The 19316-nt window shown below is 36.9% G+C and carries 12 protein-coding genes and 6 tRNA genes; 5 read left to right on the top strand and 13 right to left on the bottom strand.

The window, feature by feature from the left end; genetic code table 11:
- Positions 1-559: 559 nt before the first annotated feature.
- From SP041_RS14135 to SP041_RS14160, 6 genes are all read right to left on the bottom strand, one after another.
- A tRNA-Thr gene (locus tag SP041_RS14135) sits at positions 560-654 on the bottom strand.
- A gap of 325 nt (positions 655-979) precedes the next feature.
- Positions 980-1064 (bottom strand) — tRNA-Leu (locus SP041_RS14140).
- 6 nt (positions 1065-1070) lie between these two features.
- Positions 1071-1145, bottom strand: a tRNA-Gln gene (locus SP041_RS14145).
- Between the two features lie 58 nt (positions 1146-1203).
- A tRNA-Gln gene (locus SP041_RS14150) sits at positions 1204-1278 on the bottom strand.
- Positions 1279-1361: 83 nt separating this feature from the next.
- A tRNA-Leu gene (locus tag SP041_RS14155) sits at positions 1362-1446 on the bottom strand.
- 10 nt (positions 1447-1456) lie between these two features.
- Positions 1457-1533, bottom strand: a tRNA-Met gene (locus SP041_RS14160).
- Positions 1534-1778: 245 nt separating this feature from the next.
- Here SP041_RS14160 and sbcD point away from each other — a divergent pair.
- The 4 genes from sbcD to SP041_RS14180 all read left to right on the top strand — a co-directional run bounded on the left by sbcD (position 1779) and on the right by SP041_RS14180 (position 8975).
- Positions 1779-2990 (top strand): exonuclease subunit SbcD, encoded by a 1212-nt coding sequence (sbcD, locus tag SP041_RS14165; RefSeq protein ID WP_025565999.1) that lies wholly within the window; start codon positions 1779-1781, stop codon positions 2988-2990.
- Positions 2987-6718: an AAA family ATPase gene (locus tag SP041_RS14170; RefSeq protein ID WP_025566000.1), complete on the top strand. Its 3732-nt coding sequence runs from the start codon at positions 2987-2989 to the stop codon at positions 6716-6718. The genes sbcD and SP041_RS14170 overlap by 4 nt, the downstream gene beginning before the upstream one ends.
- A 199-nt stretch (positions 6719-6917) precedes the next feature.
- Positions 6918-7679 carry a DeoR/GlpR family DNA-binding transcription regulator gene (locus SP041_RS14175; protein ID WP_025566001.1) on the top strand — a complete coding sequence of 254 codons (762 nt, stop codon included), beginning with the start codon at positions 6918-6920 and terminating at the stop codon, positions 7677-7679.
- A 417-nt stretch (positions 7680-8096) separates the two neighbouring features.
- Entirely contained in the window at positions 8097-8975 is an 879-nt protein-coding gene (locus SP041_RS14180; RefSeq protein WP_025566002.1) for a diguanylate cyclase, read from the top strand.
- Between the two features lie 609 nt (positions 8976-9584).
- On the opposite strand, the gene ychF is transcribed toward SP041_RS14180, so the two are convergent.
- The 6 genes from ychF to lolB form a co-directional block, all read right to left on the bottom strand.
- Positions 9585-10676 (bottom strand): redox-regulated ATPase YchF, encoded by a 1092-nt coding sequence (gene ychF / locus SP041_RS14185; RefSeq protein WP_025565756.1) that lies wholly within the window; start codon positions 10674-10676, stop codon positions 9585-9587.
- A gap of 23 nt (positions 10677-10699) precedes the next feature.
- The gene (gene pth, locus SP041_RS14190; protein WP_025565758.1) at positions 10700-11290 is read right to left on the bottom strand and encodes an aminoacyl-tRNA hydrolase; all 591 of its coding nucleotides are present in this window, start codon (positions 11288-11290) and stop codon (positions 10700-10702) included.
- Between the two features lie 2 nt (positions 11291-11292).
- Positions 11293-11919 (bottom strand): 50S ribosomal protein L25/general stress protein Ctc, encoded by a 627-nt coding sequence (locus SP041_RS14195; protein ID WP_025565759.1) that lies wholly within the window; start codon positions 11917-11919, stop codon positions 11293-11295.
- Positions 11920-12164: 245 nt separating this feature from the next.
- Complete coding sequence (locus SP041_RS14200) at positions 12165-13112, bottom strand: ribose-phosphate pyrophosphokinase (RefSeq protein WP_025565760.1); 948 nt, start codon at positions 13110-13112, stop codon at positions 12165-12167.
- A 64-nt stretch (positions 13113-13176) separates the two neighbouring features.
- A complete protein-coding gene (ispE, locus tag SP041_RS14205; protein ID WP_025565761.1) occupies positions 13177-14049 on the bottom strand; it encodes a 4-(cytidine 5'-diphospho)-2-C-methyl-D-erythritol kinase in 873 nt (290 codons plus the stop codon).
- Between the two features lie 11 nt (positions 14050-14060).
- Positions 14061-14672 carry a lipoprotein insertase outer membrane protein LolB gene (gene lolB / locus SP041_RS14210; RefSeq protein WP_025565763.1) on the bottom strand — a complete coding sequence of 204 codons (612 nt, stop codon included), beginning with the start codon at positions 14670-14672 and terminating at the stop codon, positions 14061-14063.
- A gap of 473 nt (positions 14673-15145) precedes the next feature.
- On the opposite strand from lolB, the gene SP041_RS14215 reads away from it, so the two are divergent.
- Positions 15146-17017 (top strand): GGDEF and EAL domain-containing protein, encoded by a 1872-nt coding sequence (locus SP041_RS14215; RefSeq protein WP_025565764.1) that lies wholly within the window; start codon positions 15146-15148, stop codon positions 17015-17017.
- Positions 17018-17477: 460 nt separating this feature from the next.
- On the opposite strand, the gene recN is transcribed toward SP041_RS14215, so the two are convergent.
- Positions 17478-19163, bottom strand: coding sequence for a DNA repair protein RecN (gene recN, locus SP041_RS14220; protein ID WP_025563539.1), 1686 nt, complete (start codon positions 19161-19163; stop codon positions 17478-17480).
- Between the last annotated feature and the right edge of the window lie 153 nt (positions 19164-19316).

A 19316-nucleotide genomic window follows, 5' to 3' on the forward strand; every position in this document is an offset into this window, starting at 1 on the left:
GGTTATAACGATATTGTCAATAAATGTTGTGATGCTTGGAATCGCTTCAGTGAAGACAAAAATAGAGTCATCTCACAATGTTATAGAGACTGGACCAATCTGGAAACTTAATTATCGGAATTGGTATGATTAATGCTTTTTAAAGCCAAAAGCGGTTTAACCACGAAGGCACGAAGGCACGAAGGGTAAAGAAGGTTAGGTCAAAACCCTATAGAGTTGTTATTTTTCTTCGTGTCCTTCGTGTAGCGCAGCGTCTTCGTGGTGATTAATGCTTTTTAAAGTCAAAATAGCTTAATCACGTAGAGTAGAGAAAGTTGGATCAAAAGCTTTTTTTTATTAACGTGTGGCCAAATATGGTGCTGAAAGAGAGACTTTAACTCTCACTTCTTACGCTAACTTAGCATAGCTGAACCTAACTCTAGCGCGTCTACCAATTCCGTTACTTTTTAATGTGATTTGCATAAGAAGGTTTGAGCCTTTAAACAGTAGAGACTCAAATTTTAGATATAAAAAAACCAGCTAGAAGCTGGTTTCATTATTTTAGCGTGTGGCCAAATCATGGTGCGGAAAGAGAGACTTGAACTCTCACCTCTTACGCTTACTTAGCATAGCTGAATCTAATGCTAGCGCGTCTAGCAATTCCGCCACTTTCGCATAATGTGTCTGGGATAAGAGGGTTTGAGATTGAAGGGTTTTATTTAACTCAAATTTTAGACATAAAAAAACCAGCTATAAGCTGGTTTCATTATTTTAGCGTGTGGCCAAATCATGGTGCGGAAAGAGAGGCTTGAACACTCACCTCTTACGCTTACTTAGAATAGCTGAACCTAACTCTAGCTCGTCTACCAATTCCGTTACTTCTGAATAATATGGCTAGGATAAGAGGGTTTGATATTGAAGAGTTTTATTTAACTCAAATTTTAGATATAAAAAAACCAGCTAGAAGCTGGTTTTTTTATTTTAGCGTGTGGCCAAATCATGGTGCGGAAAGAGAGACTTGAACTCTCACATCTTACGATACTAGAACCTAAATCTAGCGCGTCTACCAATTCCGCCACTTCCGCATAATGTGGCTGGGATAAGAGGATTTGAACCTCTGAATGCCGAGATCAAAACCCGGTGCCTTACCGCTTGGCGATATCCCAGTTGTTAAGTTTAACCTTCTTCAAGGATTCTAATTCGTTAAAAACGCATTAGAGAATGTGGCTGGGATAAGAGGATTTGAACCTCTGAATGCCGAGATCAAAACCCGGTGCCTTACCGCTTGGCGATATCCCAATTACTATTTTATAGAGTTTAATCTCATTGAATGGTTATTTTATAGAGTTATTCTTCTCTGGCTTCTTTATCGAAATAAAGAATGGTGCGGAAAGAGAGACTTGAACTCTCACATCTTACGATACTAGAACCTAAATCTAGCGCGTCTACCAATTCCGCCACTTCCGCGTAAAGTAAATGGTGGCTACACCGGGATTTGAACCTGGGACCCCATCATTATGAGTGATGTGCTCTAACCAGCTGAGCTATGTAGCCATTTTTTACTTTAATCTTAACAACCTCTGCAGAACAGTGCGTCATTTCGATGGGGCGCATTATGCGGATATCAGTGAACCTCGTCAACTATTTTTTAATAAAAAAAACGTTTTTTTGTTTTTTTGCTTAATTGCTAATCAAGTTGTTTTTATTTTGTGCAAACATAACCAAAAACAACGCTGAATAGAGTTTTATACGGCTGAAAAAGATAAACTGATCATAATTTAACTTAAGAATAGTCAAACATGAAAATATTACATACCTCAGATTGGCACCTTGGCCAGTATTTTATGATGAAAACACGTGAAAATGAACATCAGCAGTTTTTGTCGTGGTTAATTGAGGTCGTTAATAAGCAACAAGTTGATGCGGTTATCGTTGCCGGTGATATTTTCGACAGTGCTTCACCTGCTTCTTATGCACGTAAGCTTTACGCAGACTTTGTGGTGCAATTACAACAAAGCTATTGTTCACAGTTAGTGATTGTTTCAGGTAACCATGACAGTGTTGCTGTGTTAAATGAAAGTAAATCCCTGTTAAGTGCTTTAAACGTCTCTGTGTTGGCTGGGTTGAGCGAGAACTTAAATGAGCATCTTGTTTCCTTAAAAGATAAAAACGGTGAACAACAAGCTTTGTTATGTGCATTGCCTTTTTTACGTGCCACTGATGTGATGGTGAGTGAGCAAGGTAGTTCGGCTGAGCATAAACAGATGTCATTACAACAGGGGATTGCCGATACTTATCAACGAATCTATGAAACTGCGCAAGAGCAAGCAAATACAGATACGCCTATTTTAGCAACGGGCCATCTAACGGCAGTGGGTTGTGCGGTATCTGATTCGGTACGTGAAATTTATATTGGTACGTTAACGGCTTTTCCATCTTCATTGTTTCCGGCCTTTGACTATATTGCATTAGGGCATATTCATAAGGCACAACGAGTGCAACAGTCTGATGTTATTCGTTATAGCGGTTCGCCTATTCCGTTGAGCTTTGATGAAAGCAAACAAACTAAGAAAGTAAATATTATTGAATTTACGAATAAAACAGATCTTAGCGTGAGTGAAATAGACATACCGACCTTTCAATCTTTAAAAGTAATCAGTGGCGACCTTGATAGTATTTCAGAGCAAATTAATGCTCTTAAGACTGATGACTTTGAACAAAGTGTTTGGGTGGAAGTAAAACTTAAACAGGCGCATTACATGTCAGATTTGCACACTCATTTGAGTCAATTAGTGGAAGGAACTCACATTGATATTTTAAAAGTCAGTAGCCCGCAAATCAATGAAGCTAATCAATGGCAAGATAACGATAAAAAAAGTTTGGATAACGTTACGCCAGAACAGTTATTTGAGCATCGTTTGGATATTGAAGACAATATTAGCGACGAACAGAAGCAACAGTTGAAAGGGTTGTTTGCTGAAGTGTTATCAGCTGTGGAGCATCAATCATGAAAATTCTTTCTTTGCGTTTTAAAAATTTAAATTCCTTAAAAGGTGAATGGAAAATTGATTTTCAAGATCAAGCTTTCCAAGAGAACGCTTTATTTGTGATCACAGGACAAACGGGGGCGGGTAAAAGTACTATTTTAGATGCCATCTGTTTAGCGCTATATCAGCAAACACCACGCTTAGATAAATTAACGCAAAGTAAAAATGAGTTGATGACACGCGGTACTGGTGATTGTTATGCCGAAGTTGAGTTTGCGGTTAAAGGTAAAGGCTATCGAGTTTATTGGTCACAAAAACGTGCTCGTAGCCATGCTGATGGTAACTTGCAAGCGCCGATTTGTGAATTAACTGAAATAGATGGCAAAGTGCTGGCGACGAAAAGCAGTGAGGTATTAAAGCAAGTTACCGAGCTAACAGGACTCGATTTCTCTCGTTTTACTAAGTCTATGTTATTAGCGCAGGGTGGTTTTGCGGCGTTCTTAAATGCTTCAAGTGGTGAACGTGCTGAGTTACTAGAGGAGTTAACGGGGACTGAAATATATTGTGAAATTGCGCAGTATGTTTATCAGCAAAATAAGCAGATCCAAAGCGAATTAACATTACTCACTGAACAATCAAAAGTATTAAGTTTGTTAGATGAAGATCAACGCGCTGAATTAGACGCAGAGATTGTTACGCTATCTCAACAACAAAAGAGATTAACAACGGAACATAAAGCCTTAGAAACCGCCTGTAATTGGTTACAACAAACGCAAAAAAATTCTGATGATGTGAAAAAGCAAACTGATATTGTGGCTACCATAAATCAACAACAACACGAGTTTGCAAGCAAAGATAAAGCTTTAGTTAACGCTGAAAAAGCCGCTAAATTAACGCCTTTATTTGACTCAAAACAGCAATCTTTCTCACAACATAAAGGTGTTAAACAACAATTATTGGATATTGAACAAAAGCGTAATAGTAATAAAACGCTAATGCAGCAAGCACAACAAGATCAATCATTGAAAAGTGAACAATTACAAGCGCAGCAACAAAAAACTGATAAAACCTTAGATGAAATTAACCGTGCATTAGTGCCTTTAGAGTTATCCATCGCAGATAAACAATCTCAATTTGAACAGTTAAATCAAGAACAAGCTGAAAAATCAAAGCTTTTAATGCAGGAAAATCAAAAGCTCACAGAGCAGAAGTTACAAATAACTGACTATCAAACTCAGATTCAAGACAGTCAGTTAATTTTAAAATCACGTGCTTATATTCCACAAGTAAGCGAAAAGTTATCGACTATCTCATTTCAGCTCAATCAGCTTAGTGAGATGCAAGATAAAAAATCAACGCTGTCGAAAACATTGCAACTAACTGAAAAGAAAAAATCTGAAGCTCTTCAGTCAAGTCATCAAGCTGAGCAAGCAATGAATGCATTAATGGGTCAAGTTGAACCATTAGCATTGGCGCTTCAGAAAACACAGTCTGACATTCAAAATGCATTAGCTTTATTACCTGAATCATCACTGACGAGTGCAAATGCACAGTTAGTTAATATTCAAAACGAATTAGAACATTGTCAGTCAGCTTTACCGCTGGTGGATAAATTGGATCGCATTGAAGCGGATCGAGTAAAAATAACAGGTAATAAAGCTAACTTAGAAGCCTCATTACAAGCAGAGAATGAACAGCTACTCGCCTGGAAAACTCAGGGCAAGCAACTAGCCGACGATGTAAACAATACAGAAAAACTGCTTGAGCAAGATCAGATAATACAAAGTCTTAGCGCGCTGCAAATGAAAGTAGAAGAAAGTGAACCGTGTCCTTTATGTGGTTCGTTAGAACATCCTGCTTTAGTTAATTATCAAAAGATTGATGCTTCACATCATCAATCCCGTTTAAACGAACAACAGCAACAATTGCTTGAAGCTCGTAATCGTTATAGTGAGTTAAATGGACAATTAAAAACCAAGCAACAGCAACTAGTTCAGATCGAGTCTTCACTGCAAGCTTTGTTAGTTGAAAGACAGGAATTACTGACTTTATGGACAAACAATGCTTATTTAATGACTCTGGAATATAATCTACAAAGTAGTGAGTTGCTGTTAAAACAGAGACAGGCATTAACATTACAAGCACAGCAGCTAACTCAAAAAATGGAAGCGGTTCGAACCTTAGAAAAGCAACAGTCTGATCAATCAAATCAATTACAAATATTTTCGGATGACAAACATAATTTATCATTAACGCAGCAACAGAGTTTACATGCACAAACGTCATTAATTGAACAACTTGAATCATTAACTGCTGAATCTGAGCAACTTGCATTAAAAACAGATGCCGTTAAACAAACAATCATAGACAGTTTGCCAGAACACTCTCAGCTTTCAGAGACTAATGACTTAACCTTTTTAAATCCAACCGCCATTTTTAATCAGCCTGAACAATGGTTAGCTGACATGACACAGCAAGTTTCTGACTATCAATTACAGTTAACCAATGAGCAACAACTACAACAAAAACTGGCTGAGTTATCGCAACAACATTCATTAGCACAACAAGTTGTACAGCAACATACCGCGCTATTACAACAAGTCACTACTAAAATTAATGCGTTAACTGAAAAAATAACGGAGTTGCAGCAACAAAGGAAAACGCAGTTTGGTGATCTTTCTCAGCAACAATTACGTGATAAAGCACAACAGCAACTAACGCAATGCCAAACTCAGTTAGAAGCGGCTAAATCAGTATTACAAACGTTAAGTGCCACAGAACAAGCATTGCAAGGTGAAAATTCGCAGCTTGTTACTTTAGAAACTCAATATAAAGAGCAGTTAACCCATGCTGATGAGCTATTTACAACGGCATTAACTTCTTCACTGTTTACTGACCAAGCGGGTTACCTTGATGCCTGTTTAACGCAAGATGAAATGCAAGCGTTAACGGAACAGAGGCAACAGCTACAACAACAGTTATTAACTGAAACAACACGCTTACAAACATTAGAAAGCCAGCTAACCACGCAACAAGCATTGAAGCTAACTGCGTTAGATTTAGTGCAAGCAAAGGTGGCATTGGCCAGTTCTGAACAAAAAATAGAACAACACCATCAGCTTTATGCAACTAAGTTAGGGTTGTTACAAGCCGATGATAGTGCCAAAGTTAAGCAACAAAACTTATTAACACAACAACAACAGAAACAAGAAAATGCCCAACAATGGGAAATGCTTAATAAGTTAATTGGCTCTGCGGATGGCGCTAAATTTAGAACTTTCGCGCAGGGAGTGACGTTAGATAACTTAGTTTATTTAGCGAATAAAGAGATGGCTAACTTACATCAACGTTATCAGTTACAGCGTAATATTAACCAACCTTTAGCGTTGCAAGTGGTTGATCTGTGGCAAGCGAATGCCGTGCGAGATGTTAAAACCTTATCTGGCGGTGAAAGTTTCTTAGTCAGCCTAGGGTTGGCTTTGGCTTTGTCAAACTTAGTGAGCCATAAAACTCAAATAGAATCATTATTCTTAGATGAAGGTTTTGGTACGTTAGATGCGAATACCCTAGAAGTGGCTTTAGAAGCATTAGAACGTTTAAATGCCACGGGTAAGTTAATTGGTGTTATCTCGCATGTTGATGCCTTAAAGGAGCGTATTAACCACCAAATTCATGTCACTAAAGGCGCATCAGCAGGTTTTAGTCAGTTAGCACCTCAATATCAGTTTAAACCTGTTATTGAAAAGGGGTAATTTGGCGGTTACTTTTAAGTAATGTGAAATAGAAATATAAGCATCGTTATAAACGTTGGCAGAGGTTTTGAGTTGCTATACCTGACTGTTGTGTGGTCATTGATAACAAAGCCGCATTTCCATGCAAAGGGAAGGGTGCTAATGATGAGATATTCCTGCATAATTAAGTGAAATCATGAATAAAAGCGCAGGGTAAATTATGTTACAACAACAAAGACACAGCAAAATATTAGAGTTGTTAAGCCAATTAGGCCGAGTCTATGCCGCAGAATTAAGTGTGCAACTTGGTGTGTCTGAAGATACTGTGCGTCGTGATCTGAAATTACTCGATGAACTTAAGCAGTTACGCCGTGTTCATGGTGGCGCGTTACCTTTGCAGCATGAGAATCAAGAGTATCGTGAGCGTCATGAAGAAATTGATCCTTTAAAGCAGCGTGTTGCACTCGCGGCTATTCCTTTGATCAAAGAAGGGCAAACGATCCTGATTGATTCTGGCAGTACTTGCCTACAGTTAGCAATGAATTTACCGACACACTTTAATTTTACGGTGGTCACGCCTAGCCCATTAGTGGCGACTAAGCTAATTCATCATAATAATATTGAATTGATCTTGTTAGGTGGAAAAATATTTAAACCTTCAGTGATGGCTTTGGGTGCCACAACGAATGCCATGCTGCGAAAGATTCACTTTGATAGTTGTTTTCTGGGGGTGTGTGCATTACATCCTAGCCAAGGGCTCAGTATCAACCATATTGATGAAGCTGAAACACTGGCGACGATTATTGAGCAATCAGAACGTGTTATTACGCTTGCCTCTCATTTAAAACTGGGAAAAATGGCGACACACAAAGTCTGTGATGTTCATAAGATTGATTGTCTAGTCACCGACTCTATGTCAGATGAAAAATTACTATCGTTGTTTTCAGCACAAGGTGTTGATATTCAAGTGTGTCCAGATTAGTTAATTAAGAACAGTTCATTTTAATAGAAAAACCATGCCTTCATATATTGCGTTAAATGAAATAGTTACGTAAAAACCTTTCAATTAATGCTTAATAACCCGGAATCATTGATTAATTTTTGGTTTGTATGAACTACTACTTTATGTGTATATTGCACTCAATAAGTGGTGGTAATGCATTTTGATGTTTTGTAGCTAAACTAACTATTAAAGTTTAACTAGATTCGTCTATCTCTAAATTTAAGTTGTGATTAGCATCATTCTAAATCACTAAGCTCATAGAGCAGGAAGCGCTAATATATTTGATGTTTGTATTTAATTATTCGTTTGTATTCAATTATTGCGTAAATATAAAGACAATTTTAGTCTTGGATTAAAATAATAAGTGTATAAAAATGAAAAATGGAACCTTAGATAATGCCTAAAAATCAATTAGTGCTAATTGTTGATGACTCTCCAACAACGTTGAATATCTTAACGTCATGTCTTGAAAAGTCACATAAAGTCAAAGTAGCGACCAGTGGCGTTGAATGTTTGGAAATGTCAGAGCAGTTGCCACAACCCGATTTGATTTTACTTGATGTCACCATGCCTAATATGGATGGGTATGAAGTGTGCGAGCTGTTAAAAAGCAACCCTTTGACTGCCTCCATTCCAATTATTTTTGTGACAGGGTTAGAAGCAGAAGAAGATGAAGAGAGAGGCTTTTTAATTGGCGCAGTCGATTATATTACTAAACCGTTTAGTCAGGTCATCGTTCGCGCTCGTGTTAACACGCACTTAACGATTAAGCTGCAACAAGATAAATTAAATAAAATGGCATTTTATGATCAATTAACAGGATTATATAATCGTCATTATTTAATGGATACCGCCGAACAGAAAGTCATTACTGCAAAGAATAATGCGTCATCTTTATGGGTGTTAATGATTGATATTGATCATTTTAAAATGGTTAATGATAATTACGGGCATGCTATTGGCGATCAGGTGTTGCAAAAGGTGGCGAATACTTTGCAGCTTGAATCCAGTAATATGGATTTGATTGCTCGATCGGGGGGCGAAGAATTTATTATTCTATTTGATTCATGCGAAGGCGAAGAGGCCGTTAATAAGTCGGTAGGCTTACTTGACGCAATAGAATCGCTTAATCCAAATGAGATTAATATTACGATCAGTATTGGTATGGCGAAATTGGAAGATACAGATAAAGATTTTGATGGGGTATTAAAGCGTGCTGACGATGCTTTATATGAAGCAAAGAATAATGGTAGAAACAGAATTGAGATCGCTTAGATTTTATCTGATACCAATGGAATTAAATAAGTGATCAGAGATTGCGCAGGAAAAATTAACACTAATAAGGCGTGAGTTGTAGGAATAGTTGTTCTCACTTCAAAACTCACAACGCAGTTAGGGGTGATTTTAACTAGCAAGAATGATCACCTTATTAATTATTTTGGTATGAATCTTTAAAGATGAGATTTAAAACCTTACTTTTGTTCTCTTATTTTTTAAAGATTACTTTGGGGAATATAGGTTTTTAGCAACGTTGAGTTTTTAAAATGTTTAATGTGTTATTTAATAGAAAATAACGTTCATTTAATATAAAGCAGCTTTCATGATATAAAGTAACATCCACTTAATATAAAGCAGCTCTCATGGCATAAAGTAATATCCACTTAATATGAAACAGTCACTTGCCTAATAAAATACAATCATTTACCTGTCAAAACTCAATTGCTTAGCTAGTCAAAAGTCTTATCCAGTCAACATAAGATGTAACATTAAAAATACTGACATCCTTTTTAAAATCAATCAGAAGAAATAGTGTTAGCTACAAAAGGCTAGAAACAAAAATGACAACCGAAGTTGCCATTTTAGAGTTACGTTAAAGTAAGCTAATTAAACATTAAAACGGAAGTGGATAACATCACCGTCTTTAGTCACGTAAGACTTACCTTCTAAACGCCATTTACCTGCTTCTTTTGCGCCAGCTTCGCCTTTAAATTCAACGAAATCTTCATATCCAATGATTTCAGCACGGATAAAACCACGCTCAAAGTCAGTATGAATTTTGCCTGCTGCTTGTGGTGCAGTTGCGCCAACAGGGACAGTCCAAGCACGTACTTCTTTAACGCCTGCAGTGAAGTAAGTTTGAAGATGTAATAATTCATAACCGCTGTAAATTACACGATTAAGGCCTGGCTCACTTTGGCCAATACCTTCTAAAAATTCTGCTTTATCTTCATCGTCCAGCTCTGCAATTTCAGACTCAATAGCAGCACAAACTGGCACAACAACAGCACCTTCTTTTTCTGCAATTTCACGTACTTTATCTAAGAATGGATTGTCTTCAAAACCATCTTCAGCAACGTTAGCAATGTACATTGTTGGCTTCAGTGTTAAGAAACTAAGGTATTCAATGGCTGCTAATTCTTCTTTTTCAAGATCTAAACTTCTAACCATACCGTCAGCTTCTAGATGTGCTTTAATTTTTTCTAGAACAGGTACTTCAAATTTAGCGTCTTTATCGCCGCCTTTTGCTTTCTTAACTAAACGTAAGATAGCACGGTCACAGCTTTCTAAGTCAGCTAGTGCTAACTCTGTATTAATGATGTCAATATCTTCTTGTGGGTCGATTTTACCCGCAACATGAACGATATTATCATCTTGGAAACAACGTACAACATGTCCTATTGCATCTGTTTCACGAATATTTGCTAGGAACTTATTACCTAGGCCTTCACCTTTTGATGCGCCTTCAACCAAACCTGCGATATCAACAAATTCCATGGTCGTTGGTAACACTTTCTGCGGATTTACAATCGCAGCTAGTTTATCTAAACGTGGATCAGGTACTGGAACGATGCCTGTATTTGGCTCGATAGTACAAAAAGGAAAGTTAGCCGCTTCAATGCCTGCTTTTGTTAACGCATTAAAAAGGGTAGATTTACCAACGTTGGGTAAACCAACAATACCACATTTAAAACCCATGATTTTATCCTATTAATTAACTATTATTGTGCTTTGAAGCTATGTAAGCGATTCATCGCTTTTTCTATACCGTCAACACCTAAAATATGTGTGCAACGCGCTGCTTCATCGATACTTTGCTCGATCAAATTCTGTTCTGTACTTGTTGCTTTACCAAGTACATAACCGCTAACACGACTTTTATCGCCAGGGTGGCCGATACCAATACGTAAACGGTAAAAATTTTTATTATTGCCTAACTTGGAAATGATATCTCGCAAACCATTATGTCCACCATGACCGCCACCAAGTTTAAATTTGGCAACACCCGGTGGGATGTCTAACTCATCGTGAGCGACTAAAATTTCTTCTGGTTTGATTTGGTAGAACTTCGCCATTGCGATAACAGCTTTGCCACTAAGATTCATGAAGGTAGATGGAACTAATAAACGGATGTCATTACCAGCAAACTGAATACGTCCGGTTAGACCAAAAAATTTAGCTTCAGGTTTTAATTGAATATTTTCTTGAGAGGCGAGTTGTTGTAAGTACCATTGTCCGGCATTGTGTCGAGTATTTGCATATTCGGGGCCTGGATTAGCCAGGCCCACAAGCAATTTAATCGTAGTTGACACGATTACTCAGCAGCGTCAGCTGCTTCTGTTGTTGCTTCTTCTTCGTCTTCTGCTACTACTTTCTTAGCTGTGATAGCTAATAAAGGTAAGTCATGCTCTTCGCCTTTGATCAGCTCAACAGACTCAACACCTTTTGGTAATACAACGTCAGAGATGTGAACTGTTTGACCAATTTCAACATTTGCGATGTCTACTTCAATGAATGCAGGTAAATCAGCTGGTAAACAAGTTACTTCTAATTCGTTTGCTAAGTGAGCAATAACGCCACCATTTTTAACAGCTGTAGCAGTATCTTCGTTTAAGAAGTGTAGTGGTACAGTAGTTTGTAATGCGTGAGTTGCGTCAACACGTAAAAGGTCTAAATGTTGGATACGCTCTTTGAAAGAGTGACGTTGGATATCTTTAAGCAATACTTGCTCAGCAACACCATCGATTTCTAGGCTTAATACTGAAGAGTAAAATGCTTCGATGCCTTCAACTTTCATTAATTCTTTGTGTTCGAAAGTAAGTGAAACAGGATCTTTTCCTGAACCGTATACAACACCAGGTGTATGGTCTGTGTGACGTAGGCGGCGGCTCGCACCTTTCCCTAAATCTGTACGGGTTGTAGCTACTAATGTAATTGACATGGTAAAACTCCATTGTTGAAAAAAACAAAATGTCTCTTCAAATTAAAATAGATTATCGTTTGCGACCAGCGATAACCGCCTTCCCACCAAAAAGGGTGTATAAAAAAGGCGCGCCATAGTAACCCAGTAAAGACTTTTGTACAATTTAAATGCAAAAAAAAACGCTTATTCATGACAAATAAGCGCTTTAAAAAATACATATCAAATAGAGGGTAACTATCTATTTGATTTTTAGTAATAGAATCTTAGTAATGGAACATTGCAGAAATTGATTCTTCATTACTAACGCGACGAATCGCTTCAGCTAACATACCACTTAAAGTAAGTTGTTTAACTTTACCTGTTGCTAAGATTTCAGCCGTTAGTGGGATAGAGTCAGTTACAATGAATTCATCGATTACTGAATTTTTAATGTTCTCTACTGCTGAGCCAGAGAATACTGCGTGTGTTGCGTAAGCATATACAGAAAGTGCACCACGTTCTTTAAGTGCAGCAGCTGCTTGACATAATGTACCACCAGTATCGATCATATCATCTACGATAATACAGTTACGACCTTCAACATCACCAATTAAGTGCATTACTTGTGCAACGTTTGCTTTAGGGCGACGTTTATCAATGATTGCTAGGTCAGCATCATCTAATAGTTTTGCATGTGCACGTGCACGTACAACACCACCAATATCAGGCGATACGATCATTGGGTTGTCTAATTTTTTCTCTAACATATCTTCTAATAGCACAGAGCTACCGAATACGTTATCAACAGGCACATCAAAGAAGCCTTGAATTTGCTCTGCATGTAAATCAACAGTCATTACACGGTCAACACCAACGTTAGAAAGAAAGTCTGCGACGACTTTTGCTGTAATTGGAACACGGCTTGAACGAACACGACGGTCTTGACGAGCGTAACCAAAGTATGGGATTACAGCGGTAATACGACCAGCAGATGCACGACGAAGGGCATCGATCATCACGATCAATTCCATTAAGTTATCATTGGTTGGTGCACATGTAGATTGCACGATGAAAATATCATCACCACGAACATTCTCATTAATTTGCACGTGAATTTCGCCATCACTGAAACGACCTACGTCAGCGCTTCCTAGTTTGATGAAAAGACGATCTGCTATTTTCTGAGCTAGATCGGGTGTTGCGTTACCTGCAAATAGTTTCATGTTTGGCACTGTGAGGACCTCTTTCATCCTGTTGATTTGGCTAATGGCATATGTCATTAACAAGTGTAATCAATTATAAAGCAAATTGATTAGTCTGATTTTTTGTAGTCAATAATTCACGAAGTGGTGAAATATTTAAGCCTTCCGCGGTGAAGCAATTCAACCATTCTGGCGTTTTTTGTGCTAATAACTCAGCTTCATTAGCATGGCTAAATGTGCTAAAAACACATGCGCCTGTCCCTGTCATTTGAGTTGGTGCGTATTCTAGCAACCAGTCGATAGTATTAGCAACCTCAGGATAATGTTTTTTAACACAAGGCTCACAATCATTTGTCCATTTATTGCTCATAAGTTCTTGGTGGGAAAGCTTTTTACTGTCTCTTTTTAAATTTGGATTTTTAAAAACAGCAGGCGTAGAAATATGGCAACTTGGGACGGCAATCAAATAGTGTGATTGTGCAGGGGAAACCGAATTGAGCTTTTCACCAACGCCTTCTGCAATGGCTGCTTTTCCGTGAATAAAAATAGGCACGTCAGCACCTAAGCTTTTACCCAATTCAGACAAGGTTTGTTGGCTTACGTTTAAATCCCAATGATAATTTAATGCGACTAATGTGGTTGCTGCATCTGAAGAACCGCCGCCTAAGCCACCACCCATCGGTAAGTTTTTCTCTAACTCGATATGTGCACCAAGCGGACAGTCAGCATGCTTTTTAAGTAACATCGCTGCTTTATAAATGAGGTTACTTTCAAGTGGTACATCAGGAATAGCCGGACTAATGGTTATGTTACCGCTCATATTGGCATTAATGTTTAGGTAATCACAACGGTCAATGAATTGAAACAACGTTTGTAATTCATGGTAACCATCAGAACGTTGTCCTGTGATGTACAGAAAAAGATTTAATTTAGCTGGCGCAGGCCAGCGAATAGTATCTGGTTGCATAATAAGCTCGATTAATTTTCTACTTTCCATTGATTAATGGCAATTTTAAGGCGGATATTATCGCGTTTAAGATCAACTCTCTTTGGTAGGGCTATGCCAGAGAAATTTTGATATTGTTGAAAGCTAACTTCCCATAGGTTTTGACTAGCATCTAAACCTAAAATATCACTGACTTGTTGTTGGTCATTTAGTTGGTATGACGCATTAGCAGGGTTACTTTTAATCCATTGTTGTAAAGCTGAAATAGGTAAGTCTAGGCCGGGAGATAACTGTTTAATTAATGTGTTCGCATCTTGCCCTGTAAATACTTCATCATCGTTATTAATGATCTCAACACCTTGTGCATTTTTAGTGACTTGCAAAATTCGGGTACCAATAAAGGTGGTTAATTGAATAGAATAATTATCGCCTTGTTGTTTCCAGTAAATATTTGCCGTTTGGCGTTCTTTTTCTAGAAAAATGGCTAATTTACCAGTGAGGGTCCAATGATCAAGTTGTTGTAACTTTTGTTGCTGTTGCTCCCAGGTTAGGTTCGTTGGTAAAGGGACATCTTCAATATCTGATGCGAATTGCGAACAACCTGAAAGCATCCCAACGAGAAGCAATAATAGAATTTTTTTCATTTTAAAAACCAGTCATAAAAAGTGTTTTTAATATAACAAAATATTTAATTGATAGCTTCGTTACTCTGCAAAAATATTTAGGTGAAGATACTGCTTCAGTAAAAAAGGATACGAAGGCATTTAAAGCAACAATACTTTTGAGATCCTATTCCTCAAATTAAGTCGTCAAAGTGGCTCATTTTTCTTTTTCTGCTACTTTTAAATGAGTGTCAACGAAACCTTTAACTTAGGTAAAGTATGTACATATAGCTTTTTAGTGACGAATATAATAAAAAGTTATTACTTTAGAGGTGTTTTTATATCATTAATAAGCTTGGTTATAATAGAATAGCTTTATTCTAGTGTCGAAATGTTTTCATCCGCTACAAGCTACTGTCATAAATAGTGTGTTGATAAATGAATTAATAGCATTGATAAATATAGTTTTTTGAAAATAATATATAGGGCGTCAAGATTGATTAAGGGTAATTATCATGCATTTATTGGATAAGTTTTTAACATTACAACAATCCTTAACAAAATTAGGTGTGCAAAATAGTCGATCTGAAAAAGATGACTCAGATATTAAAATACAAGTTATTTTAAAATCTTGTTGCCAATTATTAAATGTAGCCCGTGCAAGCTTATGGTTGTTTAGCAAAGATAAAAAAAGCATCGTGTGTCAATATCTTTATATTAAAGCTGACGATAAATTTGAAAGTGGTTTGGAAATGCTTGAACCTGCTTGTCCTGATTATTTTAAAGCACTTAATACTAGCAGAATTATTAATGCCGATAATGCTCAAACAGATGACCGTACCCGAGAGTTTTTAGAGGAGTATTTAACGCCTCTTAATATAATGTCAATGCTCGATGCCCCAATCTTTAGAGAGGGTGAACTCGCTGGCGTGCTTTGTATAGAACAAACAATAACACCTCAAATTTGGGATATGGCTGAAATATCTTATTCCGTTTCGGTAGCTGATAGCATTTCATTAATTTATGCCCAATCTTACTGGTTTTCGGAAAAGCAAAAAATGCGTTATATGGAAAGAGTCGATCCATTAACCTGTTTGGAAAACCGCTTGTTTTTTCAAAAAAGAATCACTCAAGATATAACGCATGCTGTCGATGACAATCAATTTGCTGTGATCTTGATTGGTTTGGATGATTTTACCAATATTAATACCCGGTTTAGTTATGATTTCGCTAATAAACTACTGTGTGAAATTGCTCGCCGTTTAGAAAATATCACATCTGATGTACCTTACAATCTCTCCAGAGTGGGTGGTGATCTCTTTGCTTTGTGGTTACCTTCGATCAAAAACCAAAGTCAATTGGATAAAATAACTTTAGACATTAAAGAAAAATTTACTGAGGCATTTAAAACTTTTACCAATGAAATGATCTACTTAACAGCGAGTATAGGCATTATTAGTTGCCATATAAATGAACTAGTAGATAAAGATCCGTTGCGTAAAGCTGAAATCGCTATGTTAAAAGCGAAAAAAGAAGGCAATGGTTTAGTCTCTTACTTTAATCCTATCTGGTTAATTGAACATCAAGAAGAAGCAATACTTGAAAAAGAGTTTGTCAATGCGTTGAATGATGGTCAAATTGTTCCTTTTTATCAGCCAATTATAAAGCAAGATTACCAGTCTTCAGGTTTTGCTTTAGAGGCATTAGTACGTTGGTTGCATCCCACTAAAGGGGTGATTTCACCTTATATTATTTTACCTATTGCTAAGCGCTTAGGGTTAATGGGTGAACTGGGTAATGTTATCTTCGAACAAACCTGTATCGATATTAAACAGTTTATTCATTTAGGATTAAATCTTAAAAAAGTGTCTGTAAATATTTCTTCGGAACAATTATTTTCTTCATTGTTAATTAAACAAATAGGAGATTGTTTAGATAGATATCAGGTGTCGACATCATTAATTGAATTTGAAATAGTAGAAGAATTACTTTCAGGTGATTTTGACGTTTTATCTAACCAAATGGAAAAATTAACTGACCTAGGTATTAATTTATCTATCGATGATTTTGGAACGGGTTACTCATCATTATCTCGTTTAAAGAACTTAAATGTTTCTAAGTTAAAAATTGATAAGTCTTTTGTCGATGGATTACCTAATGATGAAGGGGATATATGTATTATTCGTTCAATCATCGGTCTTGCTAAAGGAATGGGACTGCAATTAGTGGCTGAAGGTGTGGAATGTGAAGAACAGGCTCAATGGCTATTTGAAAATGGTTGTGATTACCTGCAAGGGTACTTAATCTCTAAGCCTGTCCACTCTACTGAAATCATTAAGCTGATGTCTCAAAAGAATGATTTTTTTGCTGTAAACACTAAACACTAAACACTAAACACTAAACACTAAACACTAAACACTAAACACTAAACACTAAACACTAAACACTAAACACTAAACACTAAACACTAAATACTAAACTCATTCTTTAAAGAGTAGAAAAGGCATATATGTTTGTTTTTTCTCTTTTTTGAAGGGTAATTTACTGTTCATTGAATGCCATCAGTAATGGCCTTAATAGCCCGAGTGAATATTTTTTAACAGACCAGGTATTAACCAAACTAGATATTAACAAACAGTGTTTTTCGATATGAGTATATAAAATATGAAAAGCCCCTGCAAAAAAGCAAGGGCTAGATGATGTTAGTCATGTGGCTGTTATTTGAACAATGAGTTTTAACTATTAACTATTAACTATTAACTATTAACTATTAACTATTAACTATTAACTATTAACTATTAACTATTAACTATTAACTATTAACTATTAACTATTAACTATTAACTATTAACTATTAACTATTAACAGCTCTTTAGCATTAGCTAATGTATGTTCGGTAATACTATCCCCACCTAATAACCTTGCGAGCTCTTGAACACGTTGTGTTTCATCTAATAACTGCATCATTGTGTTAGTGCTTTTACCATCACTGTGTTTGTTTACTGTCATTTGTTGATGACCATTTCCCGCTACCTGTGGAAGGTGAGTAACACATAGTATTTGTGTGCTTTCACCTAATTGACGTAACAAGTTACCTACAACGGCTGCCGTTGCACCACTGATACCCACATCCACTTCATCGAAAATTAAGGTCGGTGTAGAAACACGTTGGCTGATGATCACTTGAATCGCTAAACTGATACGTGACAGTTCGCCACCTGAAGCGACTTTACCTAAGTTTTGTAACCCTTGACCAGCATTAGCGGCAACTTGGAATTCAATACCATCGATACCGAGAGGGCTTAGGCTATCTGCATCATGCTGCGTCATAACAACTTCAAATTGTCCATCTTCCATATTCAACTTCTGAATACTTTGAGTTATTTTTTTGCTTAACTCTTTTGCGTAACGTTGACGGCTTTGGCTTAGTTTTTGTGCATGCTTTGTGTAATCTTGCTTTGCATTATCTAGTTCTATTGTTAACTGTTCGATTTGCGCTTCGCTATTATTAAGCTGCTGGTATTCTTTGCTTAATTTTTGGTGGTATGAATACAGCATTTCTGGTTGAATTTGGTGTTTTCTTGATAGCGTCATTGCTTGGCTTAAGCGTGATTCTAATTGCTCAAATTGTTCTGGGTCTAACTCTAGTTGCTCGCAGTATTGGCGTAATTCATAACCTGCTTCTTCAATTTGAATTGCCGCTTCTTGTAATGATTCAAGGATATTCGTGAGTTTATTGTCGTGTTGTACCTGTGACTCAAGTAAGGAGATACTTTTTTGTAACAAGCTCAACGCATCGACTTCGTCTGAATCGGTTAATAAATTTAAGCTTTTTTGAGAGTTCTCAATGAGCGCACCACTATTTGCCAATTTTTTATGTTCAGCTTCTATTTCTGAAAATTCATTCTCTGCTAATGCAAACTCATCTAATTCAATAATTTGATATTCAAGTAATTGTTTGCGCGCCTGTTTTTCTTGTTGGCTTAATTGCTGCTGTTGTAATTGCTTTTTAAGGAAGTGACAACCTTGGTAGGTATCTTTTACTTTTTGTAATAGTTGTTGATGGTTTGCATACTCATCAATAATCGATAGCTGTATATCACTGCGTAACAAACTTTGGTGTGCGTGCTGACCATGAATATTAACCAATAATTGCCCTAAGCTTTTTAGCTGAGATAAGGGAACTGGTATGGCGTTAATATAAGCACGTGAACGACCTTCTCGTGTGATCACGCGGCGTAGTAAACATTCATTCGTATTATCACTTAAGCTATTTTCTAAATCATTATTCTTTAACCAAGTTAATGCGTTTGGTGTGTCGCTTAAGTTAAAGCGAGCACTCACTTCTGCTTTGTCTGTTCCTTGGCGGATCATGCCAGCATCAGCTCGAGCACCTAAACATAAACCTAAAGCATCAATGGCAATCGATTTACCTGCACCTGTTTCACCTGTAATGGTGGTCATGCCTTGGTGGAAATCAAGCTCTAGAAATTTGACGATTGCAAAATGTTGAACGGTTAATTGGCTTAACATAAAATTGACATCCTATGATGGTATTAACAATGATAAAACTACTGGCTATAAATACAGTTTGTTGGTGTAGTTTAGTACTGTTTTTTTAAACAGTAAAGTGTTGCTTATCTATTTCATGTAAATAATTTTAGTTTTGCAGAGAAGAGGGGATTA

This window comes from Psychromonas sp. SP041, from assembly GCF_000470315.2.
Classification (GTDB): Bacteria; Pseudomonadota; Gammaproteobacteria; order Enterobacterales; family Psychromonadaceae; genus Psychromonas.